The organism is Mycolicibacillus trivialis (assembly GCF_002102395.1).
GTDB lineage: Bacteria > Actinomycetota > Actinomycetes > Mycobacteriales > Mycobacteriaceae > Mycobacterium > Mycobacterium triviale.
This window is the reverse complement of record NZ_LQPZ01000040.1, coordinates 89,895-103,926: the sequence shown is the minus strand read 5'-3', so window position 1 is coordinate 103,926 and position 14,032 is coordinate 89,895. Positions and strand designations below refer to the sequence as shown.

11 protein-coding genes and 1 pseudogene are annotated in these 14,032 nt (G+C 70.5%); 10 read left to right on the top strand and 2 right to left on the bottom strand.

What is annotated here, in order from left to right:
• Nucleotides 1–80: 80 nt before the first annotated feature.
• The 8 genes and pseudogenes from rpsO (at nt 81) to AWC30_RS14435 (ending at nt 8,617) form a co-directional block, all read left to right on the top strand.
• Nucleotides 81–350, top strand: coding sequence for a 30S ribosomal protein S15 (gene rpsO, locus AWC30_RS14465; protein ID WP_085110925.1), 270 nt, complete (start codon nt 81–83; stop codon nt 348–350).
• Nucleotides 347–940 carry an LppU/SCO3897 family protein gene (locus AWC30_RS14460; protein WP_420093274.1) on the top strand — a complete coding sequence of 198 codons (594 nt, stop codon included), beginning with the start codon at nt 347–349 and terminating at the stop codon, nt 938–940. Before rpsO ends, AWC30_RS14460 begins: the two co-directional genes overlap by 4 nt.
• Before the next feature lie 316 nt (nt 941–1,256).
• Nucleotides 1,257–3,500, top strand: a complete 2,244-nt coding sequence (locus tag AWC30_RS14455; protein WP_085110924.1) for a polyribonucleotide nucleotidyltransferase — start codon at nt 1,257–1,259, stop codon at nt 3,498–3,500.
• A complete protein-coding gene (locus tag AWC30_RS14450; RefSeq protein WP_085110923.1) occupies nt 3,478–4,788 on the top strand; it encodes a M16 family metallopeptidase in 1,311 nt (436 codons plus the stop codon). Before AWC30_RS14455 ends, AWC30_RS14450 begins: the two co-directional genes overlap by 23 nt.
• Nucleotides 4,676–5,963, top strand: a pseudogene (locus AWC30_RS14445) (AMP-binding protein); the annotation flags it as partial. The gene AWC30_RS14450 and the pseudogene AWC30_RS14445, both read left to right, overlap by 113 nt.
• A 45-nt stretch (nt 5,964–6,008) precedes the next feature.
• Entirely contained in the window at nt 6,009–6,455 is a 447-nt protein-coding gene (locus AWC30_RS18330; RefSeq protein ID WP_372507287.1) for an AMP-binding enzyme, read from the top strand.
• Nucleotides 6,456–6,499: 44 nt separating this feature from the next.
• Complete coding sequence (locus tag AWC30_RS14440; protein ID WP_085110977.1) at nt 6,500–7,525, top strand: nitronate monooxygenase; 1,026 nt, start codon at nt 6,500–6,502, stop codon at nt 7,523–7,525.
• Between the two features lie 87 nt (nt 7,526–7,612).
• Nucleotides 7,613–8,617, top strand: a complete 1,005-nt coding sequence (locus tag AWC30_RS14435) for an alpha/beta hydrolase (protein ID WP_085110922.1) — start codon at nt 7,613–7,615, stop codon at nt 8,615–8,617.
• Nucleotides 8,618–8,654: 37 nt separating this feature from the next.
• Here AWC30_RS14435 and AWC30_RS14430 read toward each other — a convergent pair whose 3' ends face one another.
• Nucleotides 8,655–10,190 (bottom strand): HNH endonuclease signature motif containing protein, encoded by a 1,536-nt coding sequence (locus AWC30_RS14430; RefSeq protein ID WP_085110921.1) that lies wholly within the window; start codon nt 10,188–10,190, stop codon nt 8,655–8,657.
• An 8-nt stretch (nt 10,191–10,198) separates the two neighbouring features.
• A complete protein-coding gene (locus AWC30_RS14425) occupies nt 10,199–11,134 on the bottom strand; it encodes a DUF1028 domain-containing protein (RefSeq protein WP_085110920.1) in 936 nt (311 codons plus the stop codon).
• Between the two features lie 204 nt (nt 11,135–11,338).
• Between AWC30_RS14425 and AWC30_RS14420 the strand changes: the two genes are divergently transcribed.
• Both AWC30_RS14420 and AWC30_RS14415 read left to right on the top strand, forming a co-directional pair.
• Entirely contained in the window at nt 11,339–12,247 is a 909-nt protein-coding gene (locus AWC30_RS14420) for a metal-dependent hydrolase (protein ID WP_085110976.1), read from the top strand.
• 7 nt (nt 12,248–12,254) lie between these two features.
• On the top strand, nt 12,255–14,030 hold the full coding sequence (locus AWC30_RS14415) for an SDR family oxidoreductase (RefSeq protein ID WP_085110919.1): 1,776 nt from the start codon (nt 12,255–12,257) through the stop codon (nt 14,028–14,030).
• Nucleotides 14,031–14,032: the final 2 nt, after the last annotated feature.

Sequence of the window (14,032 nt, the reverse complement as noted above, 5' to 3'; positions counted from 1 at the left end):
TCCCCGGCGGCGTGCGCTGCGGGTCGCGGTGGCCACGCCCGAGACGATGTGATCGCGAACCCTACCGATGGAGATGTCCCGTGGCGCTGACCGCCGAGCAGAAAAAAGAGATCCTGACCGAGTACGGCCTGCACGAGACCGACACCGGCTCGCCGGAGGCGCAGGTCGCGCTGCTGACCAAGCGGATCAAGGACCTCACCGAGCATCTCAAGACCCACAAGCACGACCACCACTCGCGGCGCGGGCTGCTGCTGCTGGTGGGCCGCCGGCGTCGGCTGCTCAAGTACATCGCCGCCGTCGACGTCGCCCGGTACCGTTCGCTGATCGAACGGCTGGGGTTGCGTCGCTGACCCGTCGTGCCCGGCCGGTTCTGCCGGCCGCGGCGTTGCTGTTGGCCGCCGGCACCGTCGGCTGCACCGACACCGCCGCCGTCGCCGACCTGCAGGTGGGTGACTGCGTGCACCTCGGCGGCACCGCCGATCGGCCGCACGCGGTGGCCGCGGAGTGCGGCAGCCCGGAATCCAACTTCAAGGTCGTCGCCAAGATCCCGGCCAAGATCCCGGCGAAGATCCCAGCCAAGAGCCCCGGCGAGAATTCCACCGGGAACCCCGCTGCGAACCCGGAGGCCCCGGATGCCGAGCAGGGCTGCCCGGCCGACGTCGACTCCACATTCTCGATGCGCGATGCGTTCAACCGGGCCGGCGGCACGGCCTGCCTGGACATCGACTGGGTGATCGGCGGCTGCATGAGCGTCGACCCGGCCAGCAACGCCGACCCGGTGCGGGTGGACTGTGACGACACCGCGGTGCGGCCCCGGCAGCGCGCCACCGAGATCCTCACCGCCGAGACGGGCGCGATCGGCGCCGATCAGTGCGGTACCGGGTTGGGCTACACCTACACCGAACGCCAGTTCACCGTTTGTGTGGAGAACCTCGCCTGAAGATCCCCGAGTCGGGCGAGGCCAGGCGCACCGGGCGGGGTCCCGGAGTGTAGAGTAAGGACGTTCTGCGCCGGTTCGGCGCCGGACATCCGGTGCGGTGCCGCAACCTGTGTGCACCGTTCCGGCGTGTCACACCAGTGCTGCCGGCCGGAATACGGGCGGTCTTCGGTAGTGGCTGCCGGGCTCCCACTCGGGAAGTCGGCCGCTTCGATCGATGGCCGCAGCCGCATCCGGAAGCCAGCCGACCCCCGGCCGTTCGGGCCGGGCGTGACGGCGCGAAACACCACCAAAATCCAGAGAGGCTGTACGGACGTCTATGTCTGTCGCTGAAATCGACCCCGGCGTGTTCGAATCCACCGCCACCATCGACAACGGGAGCTTCGGCACCCGCACCATCCGCTTCGAGACCGGCCGGCTGGCCCAGCAGGCCGCAGGAGCCGTCGCCGCCTACCTCGACGACGAGACCATGCTGCTGTCGGCGACCACCGCCAGCAAGGCTCCCAAGGAGCACTTCGACTTCTTCCCGCTCACCGTTGACGTCGAGGAGCGGATGTACGCCGCCGGGCGTATCCCGGGCTCGTTCTTCCGGCGCGAGGGCCGGCCGTCCACCGACGCGATCTTGACCTGCCGGCTCACCGACCGGCCGCTGCGCCCGTCGTTCGTCAGCGGGCTGCGCAACGAGGTCCAGGTCGTGGTGACCGTGTTGAGCCTGGACCCCAACGACCTCTACGACGTGGTGGCGATCAACGCCGCGTCCGCCTCCACCCAGCTGGCCGGCCTGCCGTTCTCCGGCCCGGTCGGCGCGGTGCGCGTCGCCCTCATCGACGGCACCTGGGTGGCGTTCCCGACCGTCGAGCAGCTCGAGCGGGCCGTGTTCGACATGGTGGTCGCCGGGCGCACCCTCGACGACGGTGACGTGGCGATCATGATGGTCGAGGCCGAGGCCACCGACGACGTCCTGGCCCTCATCGAGGCCGGCGCCCAGGCGCCCACCGAGGCCGTGGTGGCCGAGGGCCTGGAAGCGGCCAAGCCGTTCATCGCCGAGCTGTGCAAGGCGCAGCGGGAGCTGGCCGACGCGGCCGCCAAACCCACCGCCGAGTACCCGCTGTTCCCCGAGTACGGCGAGGACGTCTACTACTCGGTGGCGTCGCTGGCCAGCGACGAGTTGGGCAAGGCACTGAGCATCGCCGGCAAGGCGGAGCGCAACGCCCGCACCGACGAGATCAAGAACGAGGTCGCCGAGCGCCTCGCCGGCACCTACGAGGGCCGGGAGAAGGAGATCGGCGCCGCCTACCGGGCGCTGACCAAGAAGCTGGTCCGCCAGCGCATCCTGACCGACCACTTCCGCATCGACGGCCGCGGTGTCAGCGACATCCGGGCGCTGGGCGCGGAGGTCGCGGTGGTGCCGCGTGCCCACGGCAGCGCACTGTTCGAGCGCGGCGAAACCCAGATCATGGGCGTCACCACCCTCGACATGGTCAAGATGGCCCAGCAGATCGACTCGCTGGGGCCGGAGACCTCCAAGCGCTACATGCACCACTACAACTTCCCGCCGTACTCGACCGGCGAGACCGGCCGGGTCGGTTCGCCCAAGCGCCGCGAGATCGGCCACGGCGCGCTGGCCGAGCGGGCGCTGATTCCGGTGCTGCCCAGCGTGGAGGAGTTCCCGTACGCGATCCGTCAGGTCTCGGAGGCGTTGAGCTCCAACGGTTCCACCTCGATGGGCTCGGTGTGTGCCTCCACCCTGTCGCTGCTCAACGCCGGCGTGCCGCTGAAGGCGCCGGTGGCCGGTATCGCGATGGGCCTGGTCTCCGATGACGTCGAGCTCGAGGGCGGCGGCACCGAGCGCCGCTTCGTCGCGCTCACCGACATCCTCGGCGCCGAGGACGCGTTCGGCGACATGGACTTCAAGGTCGCGGGCACCCGTCAGTTCGTCACCGCGCTGCAGTTGGACACCAAACTCGACGGGATCCCGTCGCAGGTGCTCGCCGGTGCGCTGTCCCAGGCCCGCGAGGCCCGGCTGACGATCCTGGACGTGATGTCCGAGGCCATCGACGAGCCCGATGAGATGAGCCCGTACGCGCCGCGGGTCACCACGATCAAGGTCCCGGTGGACAAGATCGGTGAGGTGATCGGGCCCAAGGGCAAGATCATCAACTCCATCACCGAGGAGACCGGCGCCCAGATCTCGATCGAGGACGACGGCACCATCTTCGTCGGCGCCACCGACGGGCCGAGTGCGCAGGCCGCGATCGACAAGATCAACGCGATCGCCAACCCGCAGCTGCCCAAGGCCGGCGAGCGGTTCCTCGGCACGGTGGTCAAGACCACCGACTTCGGTGCGTTCGTGTCGCTGCTGCCGGGCCGCGACGGTCTGGTGCACATCTCCAAGCTGGGCCGCGGCAAGCGCATCGCGCGCGTCGAGGACGTGGTCAGCGTGGGCGACAAGCTGCGGGTGGAGATCGCCGACATCGACAACCGCGGCAAGATCTCGCTGGTGCTCATCGACGAGGACGCCGCGGAGACCGCCCCGGCCGATGCCGCCACGACGGGCAGCTGACACCGGGGTTCTGCGCCGCACCACCGTGTGCGGGCTGCGGGTGGTCACCGAACACATCCCCGCCGTGCGCTCCGCGTCGGTGGGGGTGTGGGTCGGTGTCGGCTCGCGCGACGAGGGTGCGACGGTAGCCGGAGCGGCCCATTTCCTGGAACACCTGCTGTTCAAGGCGACGCCGAACCGCACCGCGGCGCAGATCGCCCAGGAGATGGACGCGGTGGGCGGCGATCTCAACGCCTTCACCGGCAAGGAACACACCTGCTACCACGCGCACGTGCTCGACACCGACCTGGAACTGGCGATCGGGCTGGTCGCCGACGTGGTGCTCAACGGCAACTGCGCCGCCGCCGACGTGGAGCTGGAACGCGACGTCGTACTGGATGAGATCGCGCTGCGCGACGACGATCCCGAAGACGCCCTCGGCGACATCTTCGGGGCGGCGCTGTTCGGCGACCACCCGATCGGGCGGCCGGTGATCGGCACCCCCGAGTCGGTGGCCGCGATGACCCGTGGGCAGCTGCGCTCGTTCCACACCCGCCGATACACCCCGGACCGGATGGTGGTGGCGGTGGCCGGCAACGTCGACCACGACGAGGTGGTGGCCTTGGTCCGCCACCACTTCGCGGCACGCCTGACCCGGGGCCGGACGGCCGCCCCGCCGCGCAAGGGAGCCGCACGCGTCGGTGGCCGGCCCGGACTGGCGCTGGTGCACCGCGACGGGGAGCAGACCCATCTGTCGCTGGGAGTGCGCGCACCCGGGCGGCACTGGTCGCACCGGTGGGCGCTGGCGGTGCTCAACAGTGCGCTCGGCGGTGGGCTGAGTTCACGTCTGTTCCAACAGATCCGGGAGGAACGCGGGCTGGCCTACACGGTGTATTCGGCGGTGGAGACCTACGCCGACAGCTCCGCACTGTCGGTGTACGCGGCCTGTCAGCCGGAGCGGTTCGCCGAGGTCGCGGCGGTGACCGCGGAGGTGCTCGACACCGTCGCCCGCGACGGGATCAGCGAGACCGAATGGCGCACCGCGAAAGGGGCGCTGTACGGCAGCCTGGTGCTGGGCCTGGAGGATTCCGCCTCGCGGATGCACCGGTTGGGGCGCACCGAACTCAACTACGGGCGCTACCGCAGCCTGGAGCACACCCTGCGTCAACTGGATGCGGTGAGCCTCGCCGAGGTCAATGCGGTGGCCCGCAAGGTGCTGCGCCGCCCGTACGGGGTGGCGGTGCTCGGTCCGCACCGCACCCGGCGGTCCCTGCCGCCGGCGTTGCGGGCGATGGCCGGCCAGGGCTGATCGGTCCTCGGCCGTTGGCCGACTGAGCCACGATCGGCGAGAATCGAGACCGATGCTGTCCTACGCCGCCGGGCCCACCGGCCCCCCGCTGCTGGAGGAGACGATCGGCGCCAACCTCGAGCGGACGGTGGCGGCCGACCCCGACGCGGAAGCCCTCGTCGAGGTCGCGACCGGCGCGCGGTGGAGCTACGGCGAGTTCAACGCCGAGATCGACCGAGTCGCGCGCGGGTTGCTGGCGCTGGGCGTCGAACGGGGCACCCGGGTCGGGATCTGGGCACCCAACTGCGCGCAGTGGGTCCTGGTGCAGTACGCCACCGCCAAGATCGGCGCCATCCTGGTCAACATCAACCCCGCCTACCGCACCAACGAGTTGGCCTACGCGCTCAACCAGTCCGGCGTGCACACCCTGATCTCCGCCACGGCCTTCAAACGCTCCGACTACGCCGCCATGGTCGCCGCCGTGCGCGACGATTGCCCGGACCTGCGGCAGTCGGTGTTCCTCGGAACCGACAGTTGGGACGCACTGCTCGACGGGGCGTCGAGTGTCGCGCCGGACCGGTTGAGGTCGTGCGCCGCGGAGTTGGACAACGATGACCCGATCAACATCCAATACACCTCGGGCACCACAGGTTTCCCGAAAGGTGCGACGTTGTCGCACCGCAACATCCTCAACAACGGCTTCTTCGTCACCGAACTGCTCGGCCTGACCGCTGCCGATCGAATGTGCCTGCCGGTGCCGTTCTATCACTGCTTCGGGATGGTGATGGGCAACCTCGGGGCGACCAGCCACGGCGCCACGATCGTGATCCCGGCACCGGGTTTCGACGCCGCCGCCACCCTGGCCGCTGTGCAGGCCGAGCGCTGCACGGTGGTCTACGGAGTCCCGACGATGTTCGCCGCCATGCTGGCCGAACCGTCCTTCGCCGACCGGGACCTGTCTACCCTGCGCACCGGGATCATGTCCGGCGCGAGCTGCCCGGCCGAGCTGATGACCCGGTGCATCGAGGAGATGCACATGACCGGTGTGGCGATCTGCTACGGCATGACCGAAACCTCGCCGGTGTCCTGTCAGACCCGTCCCCGACGACGACCTGCAGCGGCGCACCGAGACCGTCGGCCGGGTGCACCCGCACGTGGAGATCAAGCTCGTCGACCCGGCCACCGGTGCGACGGTGCCGCGCGGGGTCCCCGGTGAGTTCTGCACGCGGGGCTACTCGGTGATGCGCGGCTACTGGGCCGACGAGCAGCGCAGCGCCGCCGTGATCGACGACGACGGCTGGCTGCACTCCGGTGATCTGGCGGTGATGCGCGAGGACGGCTACTGCCGCATCGTCGGCCGCATCAAGGAGATGGTGATCCGCGGCGGGGAGAACATCTATCCCCGCGAGGTGGAGGAGTTCCTGCAGACGCATCCCGACATCGTCGAGGCGGCCGTGGTCGGGGTGCCCGATGACCGCTACGGCGAGGAGCTCTACGCGTGGCTCCGGCTGCGGCCGGGTTCGGCGGTGCTGGACGTCGCAGCGGTGGCCGAGTTCGCGCGGGGCCGGATCGCCCACTTCAAGGTCCCGCGGTATGTGGGCGTCGTCGCCGAGTTCCCGATGACCGTGACCGGCAAGATACGCAAAGTGGACCTGCGCAGTGAGGCGGTTCGGCTGTTGGGTCTCTAACTGCGGCGTGCGGTGCGGTCGCGGCGCAGTGGCAGACTGCAGTGGTGGCGTTCAGTCTGGAAGAACTGGATATCCCGGTGGTGGGTGCGCCGATGGCCGGCGGGCCGAGCACCCCGGAGTTGGCGGCGGCGGTCTCCGAGGCCGGTGGGCTGGGTTTCCTGGCCGGCGGCTATCTGAGCGCGGAACGCTTCGCCGAGACCATCGAGGCGGCCCGCGCACTGACCTCGGGTCCGCTCGCGGTGAACGTGTTCGTGCCGCAGCAGGACCGCTCCGACGCCGATGAGGTGCAGCGCTACTGCGACGAATTAGCGGTGTGGGCCGAGCATTACGGCGCCCAGGTGGGGACTCCGCGGCCCGGCGACGACGACGGGTGGGCCGCCAAACTCGACGTGATCGCCGACCTGGCGCCGGAGGTCGCCTCGTTCACCTTCGGATGCCCGCCGGCCGCGGTTCTGGACCGGTTGCGGCAGCGTGGTGTGCTGACGCTGGTCACCGTCACCTCGGCACCGGAGGCGGCGCAGGCGGTGCGGGCCGGCGCCGACGGCCTGGTGGTGCAGGGCCCGGGTGCCGGCGGGCACCGCGGCACCTTCCGGACCGGGGATGAGCCCGGCGCCGCACCGCTGGCCACCCTGCTCGACCGGGTCCGCGCGGTGACCGACCTGCCGCTGATCGCCGCGGGCGGGTTGGGCAGCGCCGCCGATGTCGCCGCCGTGCGGGCCGGGGGAGCGGTGGCCGCTCAGGTCGGAACCGTCCTGCTGCTGACCGAGGAGGCCGGCACCAACCCGGTGCACCGCGCGGCGCTGCAGAACCCGGCGTTCAGTGCCACCGTCGTGACCCGGGCGTTCTCGGGGCGCTACGCGCGCAGCCTGGTCAACGACTTCACCCGCCGATTCGATCCGATCGCGCCGCCGGCCTATCCGGAGTTGCAGCACCTGACCGCGCCGATCCGCAAAGCCGCGGTCGCGGCGGGCGACCCGCAGGGCGCCAGCCTGTGGGCCGGCACCGCGCACGCCGCCGCCCGGGCTGGGTCGGCAGGTGAGATCGTCGCTGGCCTGGCGGCCGGTGAATAGGGCGCGCTGAACCCGGTTTGCCGGACGGTCGACCTGAATCTGCGCAAAAGGTTGTCATTTCCTGAACAACACCTTAATAATTTGCGGGTGATCACATCGCCACGGCGTATCGCCGTCTTCGCCTCCGCCCTGCTGTTCGCTCTGGGCGTGCAGGCCACACCCGCCTCGACCGCCGAACCGGCCGGGGCCGAAGCCGCTCAGGGAGCGCACATCACCGGCATCGAGTCGGTGAGCGATCGATGGGACAAGGTCTCGGTTTACTCCCCGTCGATGAACAAGGTCATCGTCAACGACGTGTACAAGGCGCCGAACAGTGGGGCGCCGGTGTTCTACCTGCTGCCGGGCATCGACGGCGGCGACAACCTCGACCCGGGCGGCTCCTGGGCGCCGGGCACCAAAAGCTGGTTCGGCATGGCCGACATCCCGGGCTTCTTCGGCGACCGGAACGTCAACGTGGTCTCGCCGCTGGGCGGTCAGTTCAGTTGGTACACCGACTGGGTCAACGACCCGTCCAAGCAGTACCAGACCTACATGACCCAGGAACTGCCACCGCTGATCGATGCGCAGTACAACACCAACGGACGCAACGCGGTGGGTGGGTTGTCCAGCACCGGCGGCACCGCGCTCGACTACGCCGTGCAGGCTCCCGGGCGCTACCAGGCGGCGGCCTCCTACAGCGGTCTGCTCACCCCGGCCGACGACCGTCAGCAGGTGGCGATGACGTTGATGGGTGGTGGCGCCAGCGCCGACAATATGTGGGGACCCCCGGGCGATCCGCTGTGGGCGGTGCACGACCCGTCCAAGAACGTCGAAAAGCTGCGTGGTGTCGCGCTCTATGTCGCCGCCTCGGCCAGCGGTGAGGTCGGCGACGTGGACCGGCTGCCGCCCGGCTTCGGGCCGAACGTCACCGGCGGGCTCATTGAACGAATCATCGCCGACAGCACCCGTCGGTTCGCCGACGCTGCCGCGGCTGCCGGGGTGCCGGTCAATTACGTCGTCCGGCCGGCGGGCTCGCACACCTGGGGGCTGTTCGAATCGGAGATGCAGGAATCCTGGAACACCACCGTGGGGCCGGCGCTCGGCGTGGGATGACCGATCGGGCGACTCCCGGCGGCGGAGCACAGGCGGGTCAGAACGGTGGCGGCTGGTTGCGCTCGGCGACGTGCGCGGCGTTGAGGTTGCGCTCGCCGTCGATGCGGTGCGCGCGGTCTTGGCAGCGGGAGCGTTTTCGCAGCGGCATCATCATCGCGCGCCCGCCGCCGGGGCGTGGCCGCGGTGCGGTTGCGGGCAGTCGGCCGGTGGGGCGGCACAGCCGCGGGAACAGCAGCCGGCTTCCCGGGTTGGTGGTGTAGACCCGGCCGGTGGGGCTGGTCCACTCCACGGTGCCGTCGGGGTACTGGACGTCACGCCATCCGGTCCAAAAAGTCTTGAGCAAGTGGTGTTTTCGGCATAAAACCTTGAGGTTCGACGGGTGGGTCCAGCCACCATCGCCGTACGCAATGGTGTGGTCGACGTCGCAGAACTCGGCCGGATGATCGCAGCCCGGGAACCGGCACGTCATGTCGCGCAACCGGACGAACTCGTCCAGCCGCGCCGAGGGCCGGTATCCGGTCTCGGGTGGATCCGCCGGATCCGGCAGCCAGACCGGACGTACCGTCGCACCGTTCCGGATCAACTCGGCGAGCAACGGCGCCGGAATCGGCGGCCCGCCGAGCAGCAGAGCCGGAGGTGCGGTGGTCGCCGGCCGGTCGGGCTCCGGCAGCGGCGGATCGGTCAAGCTCAGGTCACCGGTCGGCGGCAGCGGGTGTTGGCCGCTGTTGTGGTTGTCCACCGGGGTGTCCATCGTCGCCGCGTCGGCGAGCACGTGGATGACCGCGCCGGCAGATCCCGGCGCAACCTCGGTGGCCGGCGGGCACTGCGGGCTGCCGCAGCCGCAGACCAGCCGGTCGCGTCCGGCGGCCAATGCGCCGAGTGCGTCGGCGCGACGTTGCGCGACGGTGCGTGGGTCGTCGTCGCAGACCTCGTGAGCCATCCGCATCAGCCGCCGGTCGAGCGCGGTCGCGTCGTGGGCGTACAGCCGGCCCCACAGCGGGGTGGTGCCGTGCCTGCTCTCGCGGGTGTCGACGACCAGGTCACGGCAGCGTGAGCTCGCCCGGGTCTGGCGCAGCGCCCCGGGGTCGTGCCGGTCGATGATCGCGTCGATGGCCGCCGCGGTCTTGGTCGCCGACATCGGCCCGTAGCGCAGCGCATCGCCGGCCAGGGTGGAATCCACCCGCCCCAGGGCGTCGGGGTCCTTGATCAAGGCGCTGTGCCACGAAATGGTGGACACCAGTTGGGCGCTCAGCCGGCCGTCGGCGAACAGCGCCGCGATCCGGGGCAACCTGTCGCGTAGCGATTTGGCCAAATACATCTGGCCGGAGGCCTTGCCGTGGCTGATGCGCAGTGCGGCGGCGACCTCGGCGGCGGTGGCGTCCCAGTCGTCGCAGGACCACAGCTCGCGGCCGGTGGTGGTTTCGGCCCGGCGGGCCGTCAACTCGGCGATGGCGGCCAACCGCCGTGCCGCGGCGGCGGCTTCGATCCGCGCCCAGCCGGCGATGGCCGCGGCCACGGTCGGATCGTCGGCGTCGGGCAGATCCGGGAGATCTATCGGCAAAGCATCGAACATACTTTCGATTATAGTGCGCCCGGCGGACATGCCGGATCGGCGCAGAGTGTGGTCGCCGCCGTCTCGGGGAGGAACCCGACCGCGGCCAACTTCGCGCCGACGTCGTGCAGGCGCGGCTGGATGCGCAGCGCGGCGAGGTACTCGGTGCGTGCCTCGGCCGGGCGTCCCGCGCGGGCCAACAGCACCGCGCGCCACAGTGCCGGCTCGGGGTTGGCCCCCAGCAGCTGTTCGGCCCGTCGGGTGCCGGCGCTGACCGCCTCGATCAGCCCGGCCGGCAGTTCGGCGGCATCATCGATGATCAAGGCGAAGGCCGCACCCAGCGCGGTGGTGGCCTCGTGGCGGGACAGCAGTCGGTCCAACTCGGCGACCGCGTCGACGGCGTCGTCGACGCGTAGGTCGACCAGCACCCCACCGTCGGCGCGACGGTCACCGGTGACCACTCGCAACGCCGCGGCCTGGCTGCCGCGCACATCGCCGCCCGCATCCTCACCCGCTCGCAGCACCGCCAGCAACCGGCGCGACAGATCCGCCGGTGCGGTCGGCTCGGTGAGCGCCGCGGCCATCGCGTCGAGCACCGCCTCGTCGGCGAGCATGTTGCCCTGCACACTCCAGCCAGCGCCGTGACGCGCCCCGGCGGCCGGGATGCAGCGCTCACCGGTGTGCACCGCCACCCGGCCCGCGGCGTCGACCATCGCCACCTGGCGCAACTGCGGGGCGACGTCGGCGGCGAGCAGGCCGCGCAGCGCCTCGGGGGCGGTGGCGCCGGCGTCCATTGCGGCCAGGCCCTGCGCACCGTAGCGGGGGTCGGGGATGGCCTGGCTGGCGACCGCGCCGACGCCGGCCCGCGCCCACGGAACCACCGCCCCGACCGCGAGGTAGTGGGATTGGGCGGCCACGCCGAGCGCGCCACTGTCCGGGTCGCGCAGGACAACCGAGTAGGTCATGGCCGGATTGTCCCAGCCCGACTTACCATCGGCCGATGACGTCCGACCTGCGGCGGCTCAGGCAGCGCCGCGAGTGCGGCGGGCAAGGTCTTCCCAGTACCGGCGGTCCCGGGTATACTTGACGACGATGTATGTCCATGTATAAGACAAACGATCGATATTTGTAAAGTAGTTTGCGGCCGGATGACCAGTCAGGAGGTCGGAATGCTCACCGTCGACGATAGGGCAGCGGGTCCGCACGACCGCACGCTCGACCACGAACGCATCGTGCTGCAGGCCCGCGACGTCGAGTTCGACTGGGCGGACCTGCCGGTGCACTACGTGCCCGGCGAACCGTTCAGCACGCACTTCTGCAACGTGCTGCACCTGCTGCTGCCGGCCGGCGAGGAATTCTTCGTCGAGGTGTTCAAACAGGCGCTGCCGCTGATCCGCGACGAGCAACTGCGCCTCGATGTGCAGGGTTTCATCGGCCAGGAAGCGCTGCACTCCCAGGCCCACGCCGGAGTGGTGGACTACTTCGCCGCCAACGGCATCGACATGTCGCCGTTCACCGACCAGATGCGCTGGCTGTTCGAGAAACTGCTCGGCGACCGGCCGCAGTGGAGCATCCGGCGTCAGCGCGCCTGGCTGCTCGAACGGGTCGCGTTGGTGGCCGCCATCGAGCACTACACGGCGATCCTCGGGGAGTGGATCCTCGACACCCCCGCCCACGATGCGATCGGCACCCACCCGGTGATGCTGGACATGCTGCGCTGGCACGGCGCCGAGGAGGTCGAGCACAAGGCCGTCGCCTTCGACGTGATGAAGCACCTGCAATCCGGCTACTGGCGCCAGGTGCGGACCCAGCTGCTGGTCACCCCGCTGATGCTGCTGCTGTGGGTGCGTGGCCTGCGCTACATGTACAGCGTCGACCCCGAGTTGCCGGCCGGCGCCAAGCCGCGCTGGCGGGACTGGTTCACCTCCGCGCGTCGCGGTCTGGTGCCCGCTCCCTGGCGGTTTCTGCGGGTGATCGGCGCCTACTATCGGCCCGGTTTCCACCCGTCGGAACTCGGCGGTATCGAGAAGGCTGTCAACTACCTCGCGGTCTCCCCGGCCGCCCGAGCCACCCACTGAGGCCCCGATGACCGCACCGGCACCGCCCACCGCCACCGTCACCGCTTCCGACGGGATCGCGCTGGCCGTCCACCGCTACACCGACATCGACGCCGACCGGCCGACGATCCTGGCCGTCCACGGCTACCCCGACAACCACCACGTCTGGGACGGTGTCGCCGAGGAGCTGATCAGCGCCAACCCGGGCCGCTACAACGTCGCGGCGTTCGACGTGCGCGGCGCGGGCGAATCGGCGGTCCCCCAGGAGCGGTCGGCCTACCGGCTGGAGCAGCTCGTCGCCGACATCGGCGCGGTCATCGCCGAACTCGGCGTCGACCAGGTGCATCTGCTGGGCCATGACTGGGGCTCGATCCAGGGCTGGGCCGCGGTCACCGATCCCGAGCTGGCTGCCAAAATCGGCTCCTACACGTCGATTTCGGGTCCGCACCTGGATTACGCGGGGAAATTCCTGCGCTCGGCACGCACCCCGCGCGGCGTGGCCGACGTGGCCAAACAGGCCGTGTCGTCGGGCTACATCTGGCTGTTTTTGACCCCGCGCGTGCCCGAGGCGATGTTCCGCTCGGGTCTGGGAACGCGGGTGATCACCGGCCTTGAGCGCATCGGCCGCTCCAGCACCCGCAGCCAGGAGCGCGACGCGGCCCGCACCGACAAGGACTACCTCAACGGGCTGAACCTCTACCGCGCCAACATGCCCGGTGCCCTGTTGGCCCCCACCCGCGAGCTCCCGGAGACGACGGTGCCGGTACAGGTGCTGGTTCCGCGCAAGGACCTCTTCGTCAGCCCCGCGCTGCAACGGTTCACCGGTTCCATCCCCGCCGGCGGGCGGGTCGTGACGATCGAGGGCGGGCACTGGGTGGTCACCAGCCGTCCCGACGTCATCGCGCGGCTCACCGCCGAATGGGTCGACCGGGCGGTCGCCGGCGACTCCACCCCGACCGCCGTCCCGCACCGGCGCCGCGGTGCGGTCGCCGGGAAGACCGCGCTGATCACCGGCGCGGGCGCAGGCATCGGCCGGGCCACCGCGATCGAACTCGCCCGCCACGGCGCGCGAACCGTCATCATCGTCGACCGCGACCGGGACGGCGCCGCCGACACCGCCGCAGCGGTGCGCGACGCCGGCGCGGACGCCGCCGTCTACCAGGTCGACGTCACCGACGGCGACGCCGTCAACGCACTCGCCGCCGACGTGAAAGCCGAACACGGGGTGGTCGACATCCTGGTCAACAACGCCGGCATCGGGATGGCCGGGCGCTTCCTGGAGACCTCGGCGCAGAACTGGGACGACATCCTGGCGGTCAACCTGCGCGGGGTGCTCAACGGCACCCGCGCGTTCGCCGAGCAGATGGTCGAGCGCGGCGAGGGCGGCACGATCATCAACGTGGCATCGGCCGCGGCGTTCCTGCCGTCGAAGTCGATGGTCGCCTACGGCACCACCAAGGCGGCGGTGCTCGCGTTCAGCGAATCGCTGCGCGCCGACCTGGCCGACGACGGCATCGCCGTCACCGCCGTCTGCCCCGGCTTCGTCAACACCGACATCGCCAAGAACACCGTCTACGCCGGGATGAGCGCCGAAGCGCAGGACCGGGCCAGGGAGAAGGCCGACGCCGCCTACCGGCGCCGCAACTACACCCCGGAGGCTACGGCGAGGGCGATCGTTAAAGCGGTGCGCACCGGCCCGCCGGTGCTGCCGATCGCTCCCGAATCGCGTCTGGGCTACGCGATGCGCCGCATCAGCCCGACCGCGGTGCGGCTACTGGCGCGACTCGATCTGCGACAGACCTAGGA

What these genes read in the sequence shown, in the direction of transcription:
- AWC30_RS14455 (WP_085110924.1), top strand. Translation starts at nt 1,257, where the DNA reads ATGTCTGTCGCTGAAATCGACCCCGGCGTGTTCGAATCCACCGCCACC.
- AWC30_RS14450 (WP_085110923.1), top strand. Translation starts at nt 3,478, where the DNA reads ATGCCGCCACGACGGGCAGCTGACACCGGGGTTCTGCGCCGCACCACC.
- AWC30_RS18330 (WP_372507287.1), top strand. Translation starts at nt 6,009, where the DNA reads ATGCGCGGCTACTGGGCCGACGAGCAGCGCAGCGCCGCCGTGATCGAC.
- AWC30_RS14430 (WP_085110921.1), bottom strand. Translation starts at nt 10,190, where the DNA reads ATGTTCGATGCTTTGCCGATAGATCTCCCGGATCTGCCCGACGCCGAC.
- AWC30_RS14425 (WP_085110920.1), bottom strand. Translation starts at nt 11,134, where the DNA reads ATGACCTACTCGGTTGTCCTGCGCGACCCGGACAGTGGCGCGCTCGGC.
- AWC30_RS14420 (WP_085110976.1), top strand. Translation starts at nt 11,339, where the DNA reads ATGCTCACCGTCGACGATAGGGCAGCGGGTCCGCACGACCGCACGCTC.
- AWC30_RS14415 (WP_085110919.1), top strand. Translation starts at nt 12,255, where the DNA reads ATGACCGCACCGGCACCGCCCACCGCCACCGTCACCGCTTCCGACGGG.